We start from the raw sequence: 18,779 nt of genomic DNA on the forward strand, positions 1-18,779 counted from the left end.
CTAGGCATTGTAACTAGTAGTGATCTGTAGGATCATGCTGGTTTTCTTAAAATTGCCATTGTTCGCAAAGAGGAATTCCATGAGTCATGTGGACACTGAAGTACGTCCGAGTAACTTTATTCGTAATATCATAGATGAAGATTTACAAAGCGGTAAGCACACGAGTGTACAGACTCGTTTCCCGCCGGAACCCAATGGCTATCTTCATATTGGTCATGCTAAATCTATCTGCTTAAATTTTGGGATAGCGCGAGACTATAACGGTCTGTGTAATTTACGTTTTGACGATACTAATCCTGAAAAAGAAGACATTGATTATGTAAATTCTATTCAGGCGGATGTGCGTTGGCTTGGATTCCAGTGGGATGGCGACGTGCGCTATTCATCAAACTATTTTGATCAGTTACACCAATATGCGGTTGAACTGATCAATAAAGGTTTGGCTTATGTGTGTTTCTTGAATGCTGATGAAACCCGCGAATACCGCGGCACGTTAAAAGAGCCAGGTAAAAACAGTCCTTTCCGCGACACATCAGTCGAAGAGAACCTCGCCTTATTCGCTAAGATGCGCGACGGTGGTTTTAAAGAAGGTGAGTGTGCACTGCGTGCCAAAATTGATATGGCGTCGCCATTCATGTGTATGCGCGATCCTATTATCTACCGTATTCGTTTTGCCCATCATCACCAAACGGGTGACAAGTGGTGCATTTACCCAATGTACGACTTTACCCACTGTATTTCTGATGCGTTAGAACAGATTACCCACTCTTTATGTACTTTAGAGTTCCAAGACAACCGTCGTTTATACGACTGGGTGTTGGATAATTTGAACGATTTTCAAGCGCCGAATCGTACTCGTCAATACGAGTTTTCACGCTTAAATCTTGAATATACCTTGATGTCTAAGCGCAAGCTAAACGACCTTGTGACTCGTAAATTAGTGTCAGGTTGGGACGACCCACGTATGCCTACGATTGCTGGTCTACGTCGCCGTGGTTATACGCCTGCGTCAATTCGCGAGTTTTGCCAACGTATCGGCGTGACTAAGCAAGAGAATATGATTGAAGTCGGCATGTTAGATGCGTGTATTCGTGAAGAATTGAACGAACATGCACCGCGTGCGATGGCTGTATTACGTCCATTGAAAGTGATCATCGAAAACTATGCTGAAGGTGAACTTGAGTACATTCAAGCGGCCGCTCATCCAAATGATGAGAGCATGGGGACGCGTGAATTAGCCTTTGGCCGTGAAATATTGATTGATGTGGCTGACTTTAGAGAAGAAGCCAACAAACAATACAAACGCCTTGTGACAGGCAAAGAAGTACGTTTACGCAATGCCTATGTGATTAAAGCTGAGCGTTGTGACAAAGACAGCGAAGGCAATATCACGACGGTTTACTGCACTTATGATCCTGAAACCTTAGGTAAAAACCCTGCAGATGGCCGTAAAGTCAAAGGCGTGATCCACTGGGTTGAGGCATCTACTGCCAAGCCTGCTGAATTCCGTTTATATCAGCGTTTATTTACCGATCCTAACCCAGCTGCGGCTGAGACTGTGGACGAAGTATTAAACCCTGAATCATTAGTGGTTGTGCACGGTTTTGCTGAAGCAAGCCTAGTGAATGCACCAGCAGAAAAAGCTTATCAGTTTGAGCGTGAAGGTTATTTCTGTGCTGACAGCAAAGATTCATCAGTTGATAAACTCGTGTTTAACTTAACCGTAGCGCTGCGTGATTCTTTCGAGTGATTTGATAGAATTGGTTTGATTGAATTTGTTTGATGGAATGAGTCAAACAGTTCAACTCAACGAAGCTAAGTTGAATTAAGCTAAGTCATTCTGATCATTCATTAGACCCAAAAAAGAAGGCCTTTAGGCCTTCTTTTTTATTTTATGAATCAGCGATAAAGCTATTGGCTGGTGTGGTTACAGTTAATTTGAGTTGTTATTGATACATAGGACCAAAGCCTAGGCTCCATAAGATAACGCTGGTTGCCATTAGCCCCACTAACAGCACTAAACCTGCGGTCACCATGGAACTGGCGTAGATAAAGCCTTTCTCTTCAGGGATATTCATAATAATCGGCACACCCGCGTACAGTAAGTACACTGAGTAAGCCAAACCAATCAATCCCACTATCATGATAAACCACAGCACTGGATACAACGCAGCTAAACCGACCATGAACAATGGCGTAGCGGTATAGGACGCGAGTTCTAACGCTTGGGTGTAGGTTGGGTTTGCATCGAAGGTTTTTGCCATCCAATAGGCCAAGTAGGCGAGGGCGAATACGCCCGCAATTAGGCCTAAATACATGCCAGCCGACATAAACATGGCGCTTTGAGGTGTGAGGTAAATTGGATCGCCAGCACCTGGGTTCCAGCCAATATAAGCCGTAGCAATATAACTGCAAATCGCAGGGATTAAGGCGATCAGTACCACATGACTTAAGCTACTTTTTAGTGCCTCATGGTTTTTTTCAATTGTGTGCCACTCTTGTTTAGGATGAGTGTATAGCCCCATTAAGTGATTCAATATCATTATAATTATCCTTGTTCAGCATTGATGAATGGCTCGCCAAACGTCAGACGAGCTGATAACAGCTCCACAATCGAGGTTAAAATGGTGTCCTGTCCCTTTAACTGCCGATTGGTGACACATACAGAAGTGAGAAGCTGTGTGATCAGGATCTCAGTTCTTTAGAGTGTAGATTATTTATTGAACAAAAAGTTCGGCGCGTCAAGTTTACTGAAGCCTAATGCTATAGCTTATGAGTAAATATGCGTAAAATAGCGCGATATTCAGAATGATATTGAGTGAGTCCATGCAGCAACTTCTTGCCCCCATCCACGCGTTTCTTCGCTGTGAAACACCGCAAACTTGGATTGATGTCGCGATAAAATCAGATTCCTTGGATGAGTTGCTTATCGATCATTGTAACTGTGAGTTAAAAGCGGCCCAGACGGCGATATTTTTGCTACGAAAATATGCGTTAGATAAAGACAGTGGCCGAGCTCTGTTGGCGTGGGCGAAACCCTATGAAGAGTTTATCTATTCGCAAGATCATGATGTGGTGAGCTTTCTGGCGCGCGATGTGAAAAAGAATGAGCTGGTGGCCGAACTTATGCCTAAGCCAAACTTTAAGTTTGCCGCCAATTTGGTTTCACCTTTAATCCGCTTGATTAAAGAAGAGTTTCATCATTTTGAGCAAGTATTGGAATTGATGCACAAACGCAGCATTGAGTATCGTAATATTCGCGCAGGCCGTTATGCCAAAGGCATGATGAGCTATGTGACGACCCATGAGAAAGATATCCTGCGGGATAAGCTGATTGTGGGGGCGTATATTGAGGCGCGTTCGTGCGAGCGTTTTGCTAAGTTGGCGCCCTATTTAGACGGTGAGCTGAGTAAGTTTTATGTGTCACTGCTGCGCTCTGAAGCCCGCCACTATCAAGATTATCTCGCATTAGCACAGTTGGTTTCACCTGAGGATATTAGCGAGCGCGTAAAGTACTTTGGTGAGTTAGAGGCTGAGTTGATTCTGGCGCAGGATGATGAGTTTCGTTTCCATAGTGGATCGCCGCTAGCAAATTGATTTGAAGTACCTTCTTTTTAAAAATTGATGAATTAAGTCGATATAGCTAAAATGATTAACGGTTCGCTCGAACCGTTAATATAATGCGTCTTTAACCTCAAACAAGGTCAATAAAAGCAAGCTAACTTAAGTTGTATGCTCGAAGGGTAAGGACTGTAAGTTAATCCCTTCGGCGCTCACACTCAGCACACTGCCTTGCTCATACCAATCGCCAACCACAATACGTTGACAGTCATTAGCAAGTTGATGAATGGCGGGTCTATGGGTATGACCGTGGATCATATGTTTGGTGTGGGTCTTGGCAAATAACGCATCGACCGCATTGGGCTCCACATCCATGATGGTATAGCTTTTTTTCTGATTGCTGCTTTTGCTATTGCTGCGAATTTTATCGGCAATGCCCTGACGGGTTTTCTTGGATAAACAACCATATAGCCAACGCGCCAGTGACAAACTGCGCAGTTTTCGAAAGCGTTGATAGGCTTTATCTAAAGTACACAAGCTGTCGCCGTGTAAGATAACCGTCTCTATGCCGTATAAATTCAGGCACGTCACTTCGGGTAAGATTTGCATTCCTGCGGCGCGCGCATACTGCTTGCCTAACATAAAGTCACGGTTGCCGTGGATGAAATACACCGGCAGCTTTTGTGATACTTGCTTGAGTTTTTCGGCGAGTTCGAGGGCAAAAGGCAAGGCAATATCATCGCCAACCCAGACTTCAAACAAATCACCTAAGATATAGAGGGCGTCGGCATCATCGAGCTCAGTGTCGAGGAAGCGAGTGAACGCTTGGGTGATATCAAGACGATCTGCACTCAGGTGCAGATCGCCTATAAATAAAGTTCGCATCCGCAGGGATTATGCCGCAACGCTGACTTTTTCAATCACAATGGCTTCTAATGGCACATCTTGATGCATGCCACGGTTGCCAGTGCTAACAGCTTTGATTTTTTCGATAATGTCCATGCCTTCAACGATTTCGCCGAATACGCAGTAGCCCCAGCCCTGTGAGGTTTCTGATTTAAAATCGAGGAAAGTGTTGTCGTTCACGTTAATGAAGAACTGTGCAGTGGCTGAATGTGGATCAGAAGTACGTGCCATAGCAACAGTACCAGTACGATTTGATAAACCGTTATTGGCTTCGTTTTTCACTGGCTCGTTACAACGTTTTTGGCTCATGTCTTCGTTGAAGCCACCACCTTGGATCATGAAACCGTCAATCACACGGTGGAAGATAGTGCCGTCGAAGAAACCTTCGTCAACATATTTCATAAAGTTTGCTACTGTTAACGGCGCTTTTTCAGCGTTCAGTTGCAGTTTAATGTCGCCCAAATTGGTGTGTATTGTGATCATGTTTTCATACTCTCTGTAAATAGTGGCGCGATTCTAACTTATCTCGGATTGCGCGCAAAGTGCAGTATTCAAAACCTGTCAGGCCGTGGTAGACTGACTCCTTGATTTTACACCTGAATGTATCATTGAAGAGAATATCGATGTTGAAGATTTACAACAGTATTACCCGCCAAAAACAGGAATTTAAGCCGATTACTCCCGGAAAAATCGGGATGTACGTGTGTGGTGTGACCATATACGATCTCTGTCATATTGGTCATGGCCGTACTTTTGTTTCCTTTGACATGATAGTGCGCTACCTGCGTTACGCGGGTTATGAAGTGAATTTTCAGCGCAATATCACCGATGTTGATGACAAAATCATCAAGCGCGCTAACGAGAATAACGAAAGCTGTGAAGCCTTAACCGAGCGTTTGATCGGTGAAATGCATCAAGACTTCGATGCCTTAAATATGTTGCGCCCCGACTTTGAACCGCGCGCAACCCTGCATATTGCCGAAATCATCGACATGGTTGAGTTATTACTCGCCCGTGGCCATGCCTATGTGGCGAGCGATGGTGATGTGCTTTTCAGCGTGGCTTCCTATCCTGATTACGGCCGTTTATCAGGCCAGAATTTAGATCAACTGCAAGCCGGTGCTCGGGTAGAAGTGGACGAAACCAAACAAAATCCAATGGATTTTGTGTTGTGGAAAATGTCTAAACCTGGCGAACCGACGTGGGAATCACCATGGGGACCGGGTCGTCCTGGCTGGCATATCGAATGTTCTGCCATGAACAGCAAACATCTAGGTCTGCATTTTGATATTCATGGCGGCGGCTCTGATTTACAGTTCCCGCACCATGAGAACGAAATTGCCCAGTCTTGCTGTGCCCATGACACGCCATACGTGAACTATTGGATGCACACTGGCATGGTGATGGTTGACCGTGAAAAAATGTCTAAGTCGTTAGGCAACTTCTTCACTATTCGCGATGTACTTGGTCACTATGATGCTGAAACTGTGCGTTATTTCCTGTTATCTGGCCATTACCGTAGCCAACTGAACTATTCAGAAGATAACTTGAAACAAGCTCGTTCAGCTTTAGAACGTTTGTATACGGCTATTAAAGATGTCGACTTGACTGTCGCTGCGGCGCCAGCAGAAGAGTTTGTCGCGAAATTTAAAGCGGCGATGGATGATGACTTTAATACACCTGAAGCCTACTCAGTCCTGTTTGACATGGTGCGTGAGATCAATCGTTTAAAACTGACCGATATGGCACAGGCATCGGCATTAGCAGTCACCTTGAAGCAATTAGCGGATGTTTTAGGCTTATTAAGCCAAGAGCCTGAAGCTTTCTTCCAAGGCGGCGGTAGTGACGATGAAGTGGCTGAAATCGAAGCTTTAATCGTTGAACGTAACCGTGCTCGTACTGAAAAGGACTGGGCTGCTGCGGATGTGGCGCGTAACCGTTTGAATGAGTTAGGCGTTGAGCTCGAAGATGGCCCAAGTGGTACCACTTGGCGTAAGAAATAAGCTTAGTTAGTTGTTTTCTCTCATCTAGATGAAATCTTCAGCCATAAAAAAACCTGCATCATGCAGGTTTTTTTATGCTTGCAGAACTTAGAACTTAGAACTTAGAACTTAGAACTTAGAACTTAGAACTTAGAACTTAGAACTTAGAACTTAGAACTTAGAACTTAGAACTTAGAACTTAGAACTTAGAACTTAGTCGTGATATTGCTCAGCAGCGTATAAGGTGTTTTCCAATAGACTCGCAATCGTCATCGGACCAACACCGCCGGGGACTGGAGTGATAAAGCTGGCATTTTGCGCCGCAACGTCATATTGCACATCGCCGACTAAGGTGCCGTTATCTAAACGGTTAATGCCTACGTCAATGACGATAGCGCCGGGCTTGATCCACTCACCAGGAATGAAGCCGGGTTTACCGACTGCGACAACCACGAGATCTGCGATACGAATTTTTTGCTCAAGATTCTTAGTGAAACGGTGGCAAGTGGTCGTAGTGCAACCCGCCAACAGTAATTCTAACGTCATAGGACGACCGACAATATTAGACGCACCAACCACGACAGCATCTAAACCATAGGTATCAACGCCGGTGGATTTGATGAGTGTCATTATGCCCATCGGCGTGCAAGAGCGCAGCACAGGAATACGCTGGGCTAAACGGCCAACGTTGTACGGGTGAAATCCATCGACATCTTTATCTGGGCGAATACGTTCGATGACTTTTGAATCTTCGATATGGGCGGGTAGTGGCAGTTGCACTAAAATGCCATCGATGGTCGGATCATCATTCAGACTATCAATAAGGTTCAGCAACTCATCTTCACTGCAACTTGTTTCTAAATCGTATGAATGAGAAATAAATCCAACTTCTTCACAGGCCTTACGTTTGCTTCCAACATAAACCTGTGATGCCGGATCGGCTCCCACTAATACTACGGCTAAACCCGGAATGCGCTGTCCAGCCTCTTTGCGGGCGGTGACTTTTTCGCTGAGCTTAGTGCGGATGGATTGAGCAATCGCCTTGCCGTCGATTATTTGGGCTGTCATGGGTGTAGGATATCCTTTATATGGGCGATGGTTAAAACAGTAGTTAACACAGAGATTGGCAATCGCGGCTATTTTAACAGGGCACAGCTACTGTGTCATGGTTAAAGCCGTCGCCAAATGGATAAAAAAAACCGGATTAGCCTGATAATTCAGCACCTAGAGTCAATCAATAAAAAAATCGTTGACGGTTGTAAAGTGAGGGGATAAGATGCGCTCCGTTCTCAGGCAGATGTATTCATCTAGCACTGAAAATGTTATGTAAGACCTTCGGTGATTAGCGCGTCCGGTAGTCCATCTAGTTTTTTGATGAGAGCGGACCAGAGGAAACCCTCTGAGTTGATACCAAAAAATGTAAGACCTTCGGTGATTAGCGCAGCCCGGTAGCGCATCTGGTTTGGGACCAGAGGGTCAGAGGTTCGAATCCTCTATCACCGACCACTTTATTATTGTTTGCTTCAATGAATTTAAAGATAATTTGAACTCAAATAAGCGAATGGTAGGGTTAGCTAAGTGCTTTCCAAAATCGGTTAGGATACAGAAAGTTCTGTAAACCATGCGCCCGTAGCTCAGTTGGATAGAGCACCCGCCTTCTAAGCGGGTGGTCGCAGGTTCGAATCCTGCCGGGCGTACCAGTTTCAGTGGTGATTGTAGCTCAGTTGGTAGAGTCCCGGATTGTGATTCCGGTTGTCGTGGGTTCGAGCCCCATCAGTCACCCCATTTTTTAGTACTTTGAGTACAAATTAAAAAAAGCGACCTTGTGTCGCTTTTTTTATACCCCAGATTCGGCTGTTGAGGCTCGACTCTGCAGAAAACGGTGGCTATAATGTCGCGTCTTGATAGATATCAACTATGAGCGACCTGTGCCTAAAGCCAGTAGTGGTGGGCATTGTAGTCAAATTTAATGATCAAGAAACGAATACCTGAATAGTTGATGAATCGGCTATTACAAAGGACGTTAGACAAATTTCGAGGTAAAACAATGCAAGTTTCTGTTGAAGCAACCCAAGGCCTAGAGCGTCGCCTGACCATTTCTGTTCCTACTGAACAAATTGAAAAGCTGGTTAAAGACAGTTTACAACGTGAAGCTAAGCGTGCTCGTATCCCAGGTTTCCGTCCTGGTAAAGTGCCTATTACTGTGATTAACAAACGTTACGGCGCAGCGATTCGTCAAGACATCATGGGTGAAGTGATGCAACGTAACTTCATCGAAGCAATTATTGCTGAGAAGTTAAACCCAGCCGGTGCACCGACTTTTGTTCCTGGTTCAACTGATGGCGAAAAGTTCGAATTTATCGCTACCTTTGAAATCTATCCAGAAGTTGAGCTGAAAGGCTTAGATGCAATCGAAGTAGAACAACCAAAAGCTGAAGTGACTGACGCTGACGTTGACACTATGATTGAAACGCTACGTAAACAACACGCAACTTTCGCTGCTGTTGAACGTGAAGCTGCCGATGGCGACAAAGTGAAAATGAACTTTGTTGGCTCAGTTGATGGTGAAGAATTTGAAGGCGGCAAAGCTGACGATTTCGAACTGCAATTAGGCAGCGGCCGTATGATCCCTGGTTTTGAAGCGGGTATTTTAGGTCACAAAGCGGGTGAAGAATTTGTTATCGACGTGAACTTCCCAGAAGAATATCACGCTGAAAACCTGAAAGGTAAAGCCGCTAAGTTCGCGATTACGCTGACTGAAGTTCAAGCCGCTAACCTGCCAGAAGTAAACGATGAGTTTGCTGCTCTGTTCGGTATCAGCGAAGGTGGCTTAGAAGCCCTTAAAGCTGAAATCCGTAAAAATATGAACCGTGAACTTGAGCAAGCGTTAAAAGCTAACGTGAAAGAGCAAGTGATCAACGGTCTGTTAGCGAACAACGACATCACTTTGCCAAAAGCACTGATTGATGGCGAAGTTAACGTACTGCGTCAACAAGCAATGCAACGTTTTGGCAATCAAACGGCAAACATGCCTGAACTGCCAGCTGAATTGTTCACTGAACAAGCTGCACGTCGCGTTAAAATCGGTCTGTTATTAGGCGAAGTCATCAAGACTAACGAACTGAAAGCAGAAGACGAACGCGTACAAGGTTTGATCGCTTCTATGGCTTCTGCCTACGAAGATCCAAGTGAAGTGGTTGCTTATTACAACAGCAACAAAGAGCTGATGCAAAACATGCGCAACGTTGCTTTAGAAGAGCAAGCGGTTGAAGCACTGTTGAAATCTGCCAAAGTGACCGAAAAAGAAGTCGCTTTTGAAGAATTTATGAACAAGGCTACTGGTCGCGCATAAGCTAAGCTTGACTTGATTAGCTGTTCGCCATTTATAATGGCTCGTATGAGGCTCCTCATGCGAGCCATTTTTATTTAGGGAAGTGAATAATGCATAATGCGTCAGACATACAAAGTGCTTTAGTGCCTATGGTGATCGAACAGACTGCTAAGGGTGAACGCTCATACGATATTTATTCTCGTTTGTTGAAAGAGCGGATTATCTTTTTGGTCGGTCAAGTTGAAGAACACATGGCAAACCTTATCGTGGCGCAATTATTATTCTTAGAATCAGAAAGCCCAGATAAAGATATCTTTTTATACATAAACTCTCCAGGTGGCTCTGTCACGGCAGGCATGGCGATTTATGATACTATGCAGTTCATCAAACCAAATGTTAGCACTGTGTGTATCGGTCAAGCGGCTAGCATGGGTGCATTCTTATTAGCCGGTGGTGAGAAGGGCAAGCGTCACTGTTTACCAAACTCTCGCGTGATGATCCATCAACCACTGGGTGGTTTTCAAGGTCAAGCTTCTGACATCGCTATCCATGCCAAAGAAATCTTAGGCATTAAGAATAAGCTTAACCAAATGTTAGCCGAGCACACTGGCCAACCGCTCGAAGTCGTTGAACGCGATACCGATCGTGACAACTTTATGAGTGCGACTCAAGCCGTCGAATATGGCTTAGTTGACTCTGTGATGACGAAACGCGGCTGATTTTTGCTTTTGACTGAGCTATGCTCTGTAAAGGTTAAGCAAATTTAAGACAGGCAGTAGAGCAGACTGCAAATGAGGTAATTAATGGGCGACAACAAAAATAATGGTGACAGCGGTAAATTGCTGTACTGCTCTTTTTGCGGAAAGAGCCAGCATGAAGTCAGAAAACTCATTGCTGGCCCATCAGTGTATGTATGCGACGAATGTGTTGAGTTATGTAACGACATCATTCGTGAAGAGATTAAAGAAATCTCTCCAAAGCGCGATAGCGATAAGTTACCGACACCACATGAGTTGCGTGCACATTTAGACGATTATGTGATTGGCCAAGACAGAGCAAAGAAAGTGCTGTCTGTGGCAGTGTATAACCACTATAAGCGTTTGAAAAATGCGTCGCCTAAAGATGGTATCGAGCTGGGTAAGAGTAACATTTTACTTATCGGTCCAACGGGTAGTGGTAAGACGCTGTTGGCTGAAACCCTTGCGCGCTCACTCAATGTACCTTTCACTATGGCCGATGCCACGACACTGACTGAAGCGGGTTATGTGGGTGAAGACGTTGAAAACATCATTCAAAAGTTGCTGCAAAAGTGCGACTACGATGTAGAGAAAGCGCAGCGTGGTATCGTGTATATCGATGAAATCGATAAAATTAGCCGTAAGTCAGACAATCCATCGATCACCCGTGACGTATCGGGTGAGGGCGTGCAGCAAGCGCTGCTTAAGCTGATTGAAGGTACTGTTGCCGCGGTTCCACCCCAAGGTGGCCGTAAGCATCCACAGCAAGAATTCTTACAAGTCGATACTTCTAAGATCCTGTTTATCTGTGGCGGTGCGTTTGCAGGGCTTGAGAAAGTGATTGAGCAACGTGCACACGTCGGTTCGGGTATTGGTTTCGGTGCTCAGGTAAAAGGCGAAAAAGAGAAGGCGACGATTTCTGAAACCTTAACTCAAGTTGAACCTGGCGATTTGGTCAAATATGGCTTAATTCCTGAGTTTATCGGCCGTCTACCTGTGGTTGCGACTCTCACTGAGCTGGATGAAGAAGCCCTAGTGCAAATTTTATCTCAACCTAAAAATGCCCTGACTAAGCAGTACAGTGCGTTATTTGAGATGGAAGGCGTCGAGCTTGAGTTCCGCGAAGATGCACTTAAAGCGATAGCACACAAGGCGATGTCACGTAAGACAGGTGCCCGTGGTTTACGCTCAATCGTTGAAAGTATTCTACTGGATACTATGTACGATATTCCTTCAGTCGATGGTGTAGTGAAGGCCGTTGTCGATGAATCAGTCGTGAAAGGTGAATCTGCACCTATCCTGATTTATGAGCACAATGAAGCCCAAGCAGCTTCTGGCGAGCAATAATTGTACTGATTGCTAATAAACTGAAAAACAAGGAGTCCAATGGACTCCTTTTTTCGTATTAGCCATTGAAACTCAATAAAGCGTCCCAATATACTCCAGTATTAATCCATTTCACCAAAACGGAATCGAACTATGACCCAAGAGCGTGAAGCGCATATCGAACTCCCCGTGCTGCCACTGCGAGATGTGGTGGTCTATCCCCATATGGTAATTCCGTTATTTGTCGGACGAGAAAAATCTATTCGATGTCTCGAAACCGCAATGGCGCAGGATAAGCAAATTATTTTAGTGGCGCAGCGTGATGCCGAACTCGATGAACCATCAAAAGATGACATCTTCGAAGTGGGTACGGTTGCCTCTATTTTACAGTTACTTAAGCTGCCAGACGGCACAGTCAAAGTGTTGGTAGAAGGTGGTCGTCGCGCCCGTATTACCCGTTACACTCAAGAAACAGAATTCTTTGTGGCTAAGGCTGAGTATCTGGAATCAGAACCGCTGGAAGACAAAGAAGAAGAAGTGTTAGTGCGCAGTGCTATTGGTCAGTTTGAAGGTTATATCAAGCTGAACAAAAAGATCCCGCCAGAAGTATTGACCTCTTTATCGGGTATCGATGAAGCGGCGCGTCTGGCAGATACTATGGCCGCACACATGCCACTTAAGCTTGAAGATAAGCAATCTGTGCTTGAGATGATCAACGTTGGCGAGCGTCTGGAATATTTAATGGCGATGATGGAATCGGAGATCGACCTATTGCAGGTTGAGAAACGTATCCGTACCCGCGTTAAAAAACAGATGGAAAAAAGTCAGCGTGAGTACTATCTGAACGAACAGATGAAAGCCATCCAGAAAGAACTGGGTGACTTAGACGAAGGCCATGACGAGTTTGAAGCCTTAAATCGTAAGATTGAAGAGGCTAACATGCCCGCCGAGGCGAAAGAAAAAGCCCTCGCTGAGCTTAACAAGCTACGTATGATGTCACCTATGTCGGCAGAAGCCACAGTTGTGCGCAGCTATGTGGATTGGATGACGTCAGTGCCTTGGAGCCAACGCTCTAAAATCAAACGTGATTTAGCAAAAGCCCAAGAAGTGCTCGATACCGATCATTTCGGTCTGGAAAAAGTTAAAGAACGTATCTTGGAATATTTGGCAGTCCAAAGCCGAGTGCGTCAGCTTAAAGGGCCAATCCTGTGTCTCGTTGGACCTCCAGGTGTGGGTAAAACCTCCTTGGGTCAATCGATCGCTAAGGCGACCGGTCGTAAGTATGTGCGTGTTGCCTTAGGCGGCGTGCGTGATGAAGCGGAAATCCGTGGTCATCGCCGTACCTATATTGGTTCTATGCCTGGTAAAGTCATTCAAAAAATGGCTAAGGTGGGCGTGAAAAACCCATTATTCTTGCTCGATGAAATCGACAAGATGAGTTCAGACATGCGCGGCGATCCGGCTTCTGCTTTATTAGAAGTGTTAGATCCTGAGCAAAATGCGACCTTTAACGATCATTACCTCGAAGTCGATTACGACTTATCCGATGTGATGTTTGTGGCAACGTCTAACTCTATGGACATTCCTGGTCCACTACTGGACCGTATGGAAGTGATCCGTTTGTCGGGTTACACCGAAGACGAGAAGCTGAATATTGCGAAGCAACATTTGCTGAATAAGCAAATTGAGCGCAACGGCTTAAAAGCGGCTGAAATTAAAGTAGAGGATAGCGCTATCGTTGGCATTATCCGCTATTACACCCGTGAAGCGGGCGTGCGTTCGCTTGAGCGTGAATTGTCTAAGATTTGCCGTAAAGTCGTGAAAATGATTTTGCTCGATAAATCAGTTAAATCTGTCACTGTGAATCAAGATAACCTTAAGTCATTCCTTGGCGTGCAGCGCTTCGATTACGGTAAAGCCGAGTCGAAGAACCAAATCGGTCAAGTGACAGGCTTAGCGTGGACACAAGTAGGCGGTGATCTGCTAACGATTGAAGCAACATCGGTGCCTGGTAAAGGTAAATTAACTTATACCGGTTCCCTTGGCGACGTGATGCAAGAGTCGATTCAAGCGGCGATGACCGTTGTTCGCGCCCGTGCGGAACAATTAGGCATCAATGCGGATTTCTACGAGAAACGTGATATTCATGTGCATGTGCCCGAAGGTGCAACGCCAAAAGATGGTCCATCAGCCGGTGCGGCTATGTGTACCGCTTTAGTATCCAGCTTAACGGGTAACCCAGTGCGTAGCGACGTGGCCATGACAGGTGAAATAACCTTACGTGGTGAAGTGTTACCTATCGGTGGTTTAAAAGAAAAACTGCTGGCAGCACACCGCGGCGGCATAAAATTGGTGCTTATTCCAAAAGAAAACGAGCGTGATCTGGAAGAAATTCCTGCCAATGTGATTGCCGATTTAGAAATTCGTCCCGTGCGTTGGGTCGATGAAGTGTTAAAACTGGCCCTAGAAAGACCGGTTGAAGGCTTCGAAGTGGTTAAAAACTTGGCATAACGCAAGAAATTGCGCTATCACGTTAAAAAAAATGAAAAAAGGGGCTTAACAAAGCGTAGACCTGTGGTAGCCTAGGTCTGTGGAGAGCCAGCTGCTCCAAGCCCTTGGCGCAACTGGCTTTGAGCTGTATCCAGTTTTATTTCTTTGGTTTTCGAACTCAGCTTGAACTTTGAATTCAAGCTTGTTATAAAAGCCTCCGCAGACCGCTCTAGAGACGGATTTGGTTGCGGCGCAAAAAAATTACATTCAAGGGGATGACATGAACAAATCTGAACTAATCGAGAAAATCGCATCTGGTGCTGACATTTCTAAAGCCGCTGCCGGCCGTGCACTGGATTCTTTTATCGCTGCTGTGACCGAAGGTCTGAAAGAAGGTGATAAAATTTCTCTTGTTGGTTTTGGTACTTTTGAAGTGCGTGAACGCGCTGAGCGTACTGGTCGCAACCCACAAACGGGTGAAGAAATCAAAATCGCAGCAGCTAAAATTCCAGCATTCAAAGCTGGTAAAGCACTGAAAGACGCTGTTAATTAATCATTAATATCGTAGCCTTTGTAAGGCATTCGTAATGACAAGCACTGTTTATCAGTGCTTTTTACGAATTGAAAGTAATGGAATATGAAGCTTAATTTCTACCATTACTCGGGGTTTTAGAATTTACCAGTGGTAGCGTCTGAATATTCCCCATAAATTACAGAAAGGCGCATCTCAAACTGATGCGCCTTTTTATTTTGTTAATCGCAACAAGCGAGAAATCTGATGTTAGAAAAGATCCGCGATGGTTCGCAAGGCGTGATTGCTAAAGGCATTCTCGTACTTGTGATTTTATCTTTTGCATTTGCAGGAGTCAGCAGTTACTTAGGTTCTACAACTGATGTGCCTGCAGCAGAAGTGAACGGTGACATAATCACTAAAGCCGAGCTTGAGCAGGCTTACCAAAGCGAGCGCTCTCGTATGGAGCAACAGCTAGGTGAGATGTTTGCTGCGTTATCTGCTGACGAAAAATATCTACAAAGCATTAAGCAGAGCGTATTAGAGCGCTTAGTCGCTGACAAATTGATAGATCAAGCGGCTACGGCAATGGGTTTGCGAGTATCTGACGAACAGATTATTGCAGCTGTTAAAACTGAACCCGCATTCCAAACTGATGGCAAATTTGATAACGACCGTTATCAAGCGATTCTACGTCAGTTAGGTTATCAACCACAGGCGTTTAGAGACATGATGCGTGTCGATATGACCCGTCGTCAGTTAACAGCTGCGCTAGTTGGTACTGAATTTGTGTTAGCAGGTGAAGCTAAGCAGTTAGCTGAGTTACAAGGCCAAACTCGCGATGTGCGTTATTTAGTCGTTGATTCTGCGCCATTCTTAGCGACAGCGGTTGTGACTGACGAGCAAGTGAAAAACTATTACGACGCAAACCAAGGGCAGTTTATGAGCCCTGAAATGGTGAGCTTAGAATATGTTGAGCTGAATGCAGCTGATTTTGCTAGAAATAACCCAGTTTCAGACGAAGAAGCGCAAGCTTATTACGAAGAACATAAAGCGCAATATGTGTCTAATGAGAAGCGTCTTGCCGCACACATTCTGGTTATGCCAGGTAGCGATGAAGCGGCTGCAAAAGCCAAGGCTGAAGATTTAGCTAAGCAATTAGACAGCGGTGCCGATTTTGCTGATCTGGCTAAAGCGAACTCTGACGATACCTTGAGTGCAGAGCAGGGCGGTAAACTGGATTGGTTTGAACCAGGCGTGATGGACCCCGCTTTCAATGCTGCATTATTTGCATTGAACAAAGGCCAACATTCTGCTGTGGTTAAAACTGACTTTGGTTTCCACATTATCAAGCTATTAGATGTGCAACCTGGTGTGACTGTACCCTTTGCTGATGTGAAAGCTAAGATAGTAGCGCAATTGCAAGATAAGAAAGCGGTTGATCAGTTCTACAGCTTACAAAGCAAATTAGCTGATACTAGCTATGAAGTGCCAGATACGTTATCTGAAACCGCTAAAGCTGTGGGCGTCGATATTAAGACGACTCCACTGTTCTCTCGCGATAACGTTCCTGCTGCGCTGAACAAGCCAGACTTAGTTAAAGCTGCGTTCTCTGAAACTGTTATGCTAAAAGGGTTAAACAGTGAAGTGATTGAGCTTGAACCTAACCACGTGGTGGTGGTTCGTGTGAAGGAACATCACGATGCGGGCACTTTGGCCTTAGCGGAAGTGAAAGCCAATATCACAGAACGTTTGAAGCAAGATCAAGCAAACGAAGCTGCCCGTGCGAAAGCACAAGAGCTGATGGCACAAGTTAAAGCCGGTGCAACGGATCTTGGTTTAGTGGCTAAAGCGAAACTAGGCCGCGGCGCGCAAGATGTTGATGCTGCGATTGTAGGCAAAGCGTTCCAAATGCCAACACCAAGTACTTCTCCTGTTGTCGATACCGTGGGTTTAGCAAATGGTTATGCCGTGGTTGCGCTAGATAAAGTCAACGCAGCTGAAGGTGTGAGTGATGAGCTGGTTAATGCACTTAAACAACGCCTGAACGCACAATACAGTGAAGCAGACTACCGTGGCTTGATAGATTCACTTAAAGCCAATGCCAAGGTGCTTTACCCTGTAGAAGAATGATTTAAGCGAGGATAGCGCGTTGAACTGGTTATCCTACTTGTAAACTTCGATTAAAAAGGCCAAGTGATTTCACTTGGCCTTTTTGTTTTTCAATGCGATGAAGTATGTCGATGATTGTGCAGTGAATAAGTTACAGCAACACAGTCAGACTCAATACGCCATAACATCAAGCGCGACGTTACAGTCGTGCTAATCATCAACGCCTATCATCACGCTGCTGGCTTTGATAAGTGCATAAGCCGAATCCCCCACTTTAAGACCTAGGCGCTCACAGGACGCTTTAGTCACCACAGAGGTCAATACCACTCCGGGTGCAAGTTCGATCGTCACTTCATTGTTTACCGCGCCCATTTCTATGGATTTGATCGTACCGCTGAGGGTGTTTCTTGCGCTAATTTTCATTGATTTTCCTTATTGAGGGATTATTAGGGGTCAACTGCAGCTAGTGTAGCGCATCTTAATCTGGGAGTTATAAATAAAAACGCCACTAAAAAGTGGCGTTTAACGTTTGTGATAAGCAGTGATTCGCTATCGAGTTGATTAGAGTTCGATAACGTCAAATTCAACGTATGGGTTAACGTCGGCATCGTAATCAATACCTTCGATACCAAAGCCGAATAATTTAATAAATTCAGCTTTGTATTCACGGTAATCCGTTAATTCTGACAAGTTTTCTGTGGTCACTTGTGGCCACAAATTACGGCAGTGTTGCTGAATATCTTCACGCAGTTCCCAATCGTCTAAACGGATGCGGTTGTCGCTGTCAGTTTCTGGCTTAGCACCATCGGCGCGGAATAGACGCTCGCTGAACATGCGGTAAATTTGCTCCATACAACCTTCATGGAGCCCTTCCTGACGCATTTTCTTGAATACCATAGCGATATACAAAGGCATAACTGGAATAGCCGAACTCGCTTGAGTCACAACGCTCTTCAGTACCGCAACGTTAGCGCTGCCGCCAGTGACTGACAATTGCTCATTTAAGGCTTTTGCTGCACGGTCTAAATCCATCTTGGCTTTGCCAAGGGCGCCGTGCCAGTAGATTGGCCACGTCAGTTCAGTACCGATGTAGCTATAGGCTACGGTTTTGCAGTTATCCGCTAATACACCGGCTTCAGATAAGGCTTTGATCCACAGTTCCCAATCTTCGCCGCCCATAACCGTTACTGTATCGGCAATTTCTTGCTCAGTTGCTGGCTCAACGGTGGCTTCAATGATGCAGTCTTTATTGGTATCAACCGCAGTCGCGGTGTAAGTTTCACCGATTGGTTTTAGCGCAGAACGAATAAGTTCACCAGAATCGGGCAGTTTGCGCACAGGTGATGCCAGTGAGTAAACGACCATGTCGATTTCACCGAGATCTTGCTTAATAAGTTCGATCACCTTTTGTTTTGCTTCATGGCTAAAGGCATCGCAGTTAATGCTCTTAGAATATAGGCCTTCAGCTTTAGCAAATTTGTCGAAAGCGGCAGAGTTGTACCAACCCGCAGTACCTGGTTTCGTTTCAGTACCTGGCTTTTCGAAGAACACGCCAATCGTTGCGGCATCACTACCGAAAGCGGCGGCAATACGTGAAGACAGACCGTAACCGCTTGATGAGCCAACCACTAATACCTTTTTCGGGCCGTTAGCGATTTTACCTTTAGCTTTGGTTAGCGTGATTTGTTCTTGAACGTTGGCTTCACAACCGACTGGGTGTGTAGTGGTACAAATGAATCCACGAATTTTTGGTTTGATAATCATGTTTAAGCTTCTTCTATCAAAATGACCAATAGGATAAATATTTCGGCGGGTAAATGGCA

At 45.2% G+C, this 18,779-nt stretch carries 15 protein-coding genes and 3 tRNA genes; 12 read left to right on the plus strand and 6 right to left on the minus strand.

Annotated elements, in window-relative coordinates; translation table 11 throughout:
• Nucleotides 1–79: 79 nt before the first annotated feature.
• Nucleotides 80–1,750 (plus strand): glutamine--tRNA ligase, encoded by a 1,671-nt coding sequence (gene glnS, locus AC5YB3_RS19585; protein WP_494525994.1) that lies wholly within the window; start codon nt 80–82, stop codon nt 1,748–1,750.
• 196 nt (nt 1,751–1,946) lie between these two features.
• On the opposite strand, the gene AC5YB3_RS19590 is transcribed toward glnS, so the two are convergent.
• On the minus strand, nt 1,947–2,543 hold the full coding sequence (locus tag AC5YB3_RS19590; RefSeq protein WP_006081117.1) for a Yip1 family protein: 597 nt from the start codon (nt 2,541–2,543) through the stop codon (nt 1,947–1,949).
• Nucleotides 2,544–2,826: 283 nt separating this feature from the next.
• On the opposite strand from AC5YB3_RS19590, the gene miaE reads away from it, so the two are divergent.
• A complete protein-coding gene (gene miaE, locus AC5YB3_RS19595) occupies nt 2,827–3,597 on the plus strand; it encodes a tRNA isopentenyl-2-thiomethyl-A-37 hydroxylase MiaE (protein ID WP_012588031.1) in 771 nt (256 codons plus the stop codon).
• Between the two features lie 126 nt (nt 3,598–3,723).
• Here the strand turns inward: miaE and AC5YB3_RS19600 are convergent, their stop codons facing one another.
• Together AC5YB3_RS19600 and AC5YB3_RS19605 are read right to left on the minus strand one after the other, a co-directional pair.
• A complete protein-coding gene (locus AC5YB3_RS19600; protein WP_494525995.1) occupies nt 3,724–4,446 on the minus strand; it encodes a UDP-2,3-diacylglucosamine diphosphatase in 723 nt (240 codons plus the stop codon).
• Nucleotides 4,447–4,455: 9 nt separating this feature from the next.
• Nucleotides 4,456–4,950 carry a peptidylprolyl isomerase gene (locus AC5YB3_RS19605; protein ID WP_006081120.1) on the minus strand — a complete coding sequence of 165 codons (495 nt, stop codon included), beginning with the start codon at nt 4,948–4,950 and terminating at the stop codon, nt 4,456–4,458.
• A 140-nt stretch (nt 4,951–5,090) separates the two neighbouring features.
• Between AC5YB3_RS19605 and cysS the strand changes: the two genes are divergently transcribed.
• Complete coding sequence (gene cysS / locus AC5YB3_RS19610; protein WP_006081121.1) at nt 5,091–6,470, plus strand: cysteine--tRNA ligase; 1,380 nt, start codon at nt 5,091–5,093, stop codon at nt 6,468–6,470.
• A 192-nt stretch (nt 6,471–6,662) separates the two neighbouring features.
• Here cysS and folD read toward each other — a convergent pair whose 3' ends face one another.
• Entirely contained in the window at nt 6,663–7,517 is an 855-nt protein-coding gene (folD, locus tag AC5YB3_RS19615) for a bifunctional methylenetetrahydrofolate dehydrogenase/methenyltetrahydrofolate cyclohydrolase FolD (protein WP_494525996.1), read from the minus strand.
• Nucleotides 7,518–7,878: 361 nt separating this feature from the next.
• Here folD and AC5YB3_RS19620 point away from each other — a divergent pair.
• The 9 genes from AC5YB3_RS19620 (at nt 7,879) to AC5YB3_RS19660 (ending at nt 16,977) form a co-directional block, all read left to right on the plus strand.
• A tRNA-Pro gene (locus tag AC5YB3_RS19620) sits at nt 7,879–7,955 on the plus strand.
• A 117-nt stretch (nt 7,956–8,072) separates the two neighbouring features.
• Nucleotides 8,073–8,149: transfer RNA gene (locus AC5YB3_RS19625), tRNA-Arg, on the plus strand.
• A 9-nt stretch (nt 8,150–8,158) separates the two neighbouring features.
• Nucleotides 8,159–8,234, plus strand: a tRNA-His gene (locus AC5YB3_RS19630).
• 262 nt (nt 8,235–8,496) lie between these two features.
• Complete coding sequence (gene tig / locus AC5YB3_RS19635) at nt 8,497–9,801, plus strand: trigger factor (RefSeq protein ID WP_494525997.1); 1,305 nt, start codon at nt 8,497–8,499, stop codon at nt 9,799–9,801.
• Between the two features lie 89 nt (nt 9,802–9,890).
• Nucleotides 9,891–10,499, plus strand: a complete 609-nt coding sequence (clpP, locus tag AC5YB3_RS19640) for an ATP-dependent Clp endopeptidase proteolytic subunit ClpP (protein ID WP_006081124.1) — start codon at nt 9,891–9,893, stop codon at nt 10,497–10,499.
• An 84-nt stretch (nt 10,500–10,583) separates the two neighbouring features.
• On the plus strand, nt 10,584–11,864 hold the full coding sequence (gene clpX / locus AC5YB3_RS19645) for an ATP-dependent protease ATP-binding subunit ClpX (RefSeq protein WP_006081125.1): 1,281 nt from the start codon (nt 10,584–10,586) through the stop codon (nt 11,862–11,864).
• 132 nt (nt 11,865–11,996) lie between these two features.
• Nucleotides 11,997–14,354, plus strand: coding sequence for an endopeptidase La (gene lon, locus AC5YB3_RS19650; RefSeq protein WP_006085366.1), 2,358 nt, complete (start codon nt 11,997–11,999; stop codon nt 14,352–14,354).
• Between the two features lie 244 nt (nt 14,355–14,598).
• Nucleotides 14,599–14,886 (plus strand): nucleoid-associated protein HU-beta, encoded by a 288-nt coding sequence (gene hupB / locus AC5YB3_RS19655; RefSeq protein ID WP_255211589.1) that lies wholly within the window; start codon nt 14,599–14,601, stop codon nt 14,884–14,886.
• A gap of 225 nt (nt 14,887–15,111) precedes the next feature.
• The gene (locus AC5YB3_RS19660) at nt 15,112–16,977 is read left to right on the plus strand and encodes a SurA N-terminal domain-containing protein (RefSeq protein WP_494525998.1); all 1,866 of its coding nucleotides are present in this window, start codon (nt 15,112–15,114) and stop codon (nt 16,975–16,977) included.
• A gap of 189 nt (nt 16,978–17,166) precedes the next feature.
• Here the strand turns inward: AC5YB3_RS19660 and AC5YB3_RS19665 are convergent, their stop codons facing one another.
• Both AC5YB3_RS19665 and fabV read right to left on the minus strand, forming a co-directional pair.
• Entirely contained in the window at nt 17,167–17,379 is a 213-nt protein-coding gene (locus AC5YB3_RS19665) for a TOBE domain-containing protein (RefSeq protein WP_006085368.1), read from the minus strand.
• 138 nt (nt 17,380–17,517) lie between these two features.
• Complete coding sequence (gene fabV, locus AC5YB3_RS19670; RefSeq protein WP_106650146.1) at nt 17,518–18,720, minus strand: enoyl-ACP reductase FabV; 1,203 nt, start codon at nt 18,718–18,720, stop codon at nt 17,518–17,520.
• Nucleotides 18,721–18,779 lie beyond the last annotated feature (59 nt).

Source organism: Shewanella sp. 1311 (genome assembly GCF_059338235.1).

Excerpts from the sequence above, each read along its gene's own strand:
- glnS (WP_494525994.1), top strand. The coding sequence starts at position 80 with ATGAGTCATGTGGACACTGAAGTACGTCCGAGTAACTTTATTCGTAAT.
- AC5YB3_RS19590 (WP_006081117.1), bottom strand. The coding sequence starts at position 2,543 with ATGATATTGAATCACTTAATGGGGCTATACACTCATCCTAAACAAGAG.
- miaE (WP_012588031.1), top strand. The coding sequence starts at position 2,827 with ATGCAGCAACTTCTTGCCCCCATCCACGCGTTTCTTCGCTGTGAAACA.
- AC5YB3_RS19600 (WP_494525995.1), bottom strand. The coding sequence starts at position 4,446 with ATGCGAACTTTATTTATAGGCGATCTGCACCTGAGTGCAGATCGTCTT.
- AC5YB3_RS19605 (WP_006081120.1), bottom strand. The coding sequence starts at position 4,950 with ATGATCACAATACACACCAATTTGGGCGACATTAAACTGCAACTGAAC.
- cysS (WP_006081121.1), top strand. The coding sequence starts at position 5,091 with ATGTTGAAGATTTACAACAGTATTACCCGCCAAAAACAGGAATTTAAG.
- folD (WP_494525996.1), bottom strand. The coding sequence starts at position 7,517 with ATGACAGCCCAAATAATCGACGGCAAGGCGATTGCTCAATCCATCCGC.
- tig (WP_494525997.1), top strand. The coding sequence starts at position 8,497 with ATGCAAGTTTCTGTTGAAGCAACCCAAGGCCTAGAGCGTCGCCTGACC.
- clpP (WP_006081124.1), top strand. The coding sequence starts at position 9,891 with ATGCATAATGCGTCAGACATACAAAGTGCTTTAGTGCCTATGGTGATC.
- clpX (WP_006081125.1), top strand. The coding sequence starts at position 10,584 with ATGGGCGACAACAAAAATAATGGTGACAGCGGTAAATTGCTGTACTGC.
- lon (WP_006085366.1), top strand. The coding sequence starts at position 11,997 with ATGACCCAAGAGCGTGAAGCGCATATCGAACTCCCCGTGCTGCCACTG.
- AC5YB3_RS19660 (WP_494525998.1), top strand. The coding sequence starts at position 15,112 with ATGTTAGAAAAGATCCGCGATGGTTCGCAAGGCGTGATTGCTAAAGGC.
- AC5YB3_RS19665 (WP_006085368.1), bottom strand. The coding sequence starts at position 17,379 with ATGAAAATTAGCGCAAGAAACACCCTCAGCGGTACGATCAAATCCATA.
- fabV (WP_106650146.1), bottom strand. The coding sequence starts at position 18,720 with ATGATTATCAAACCAAAAATTCGTGGATTCATTTGTACCACTACACAC.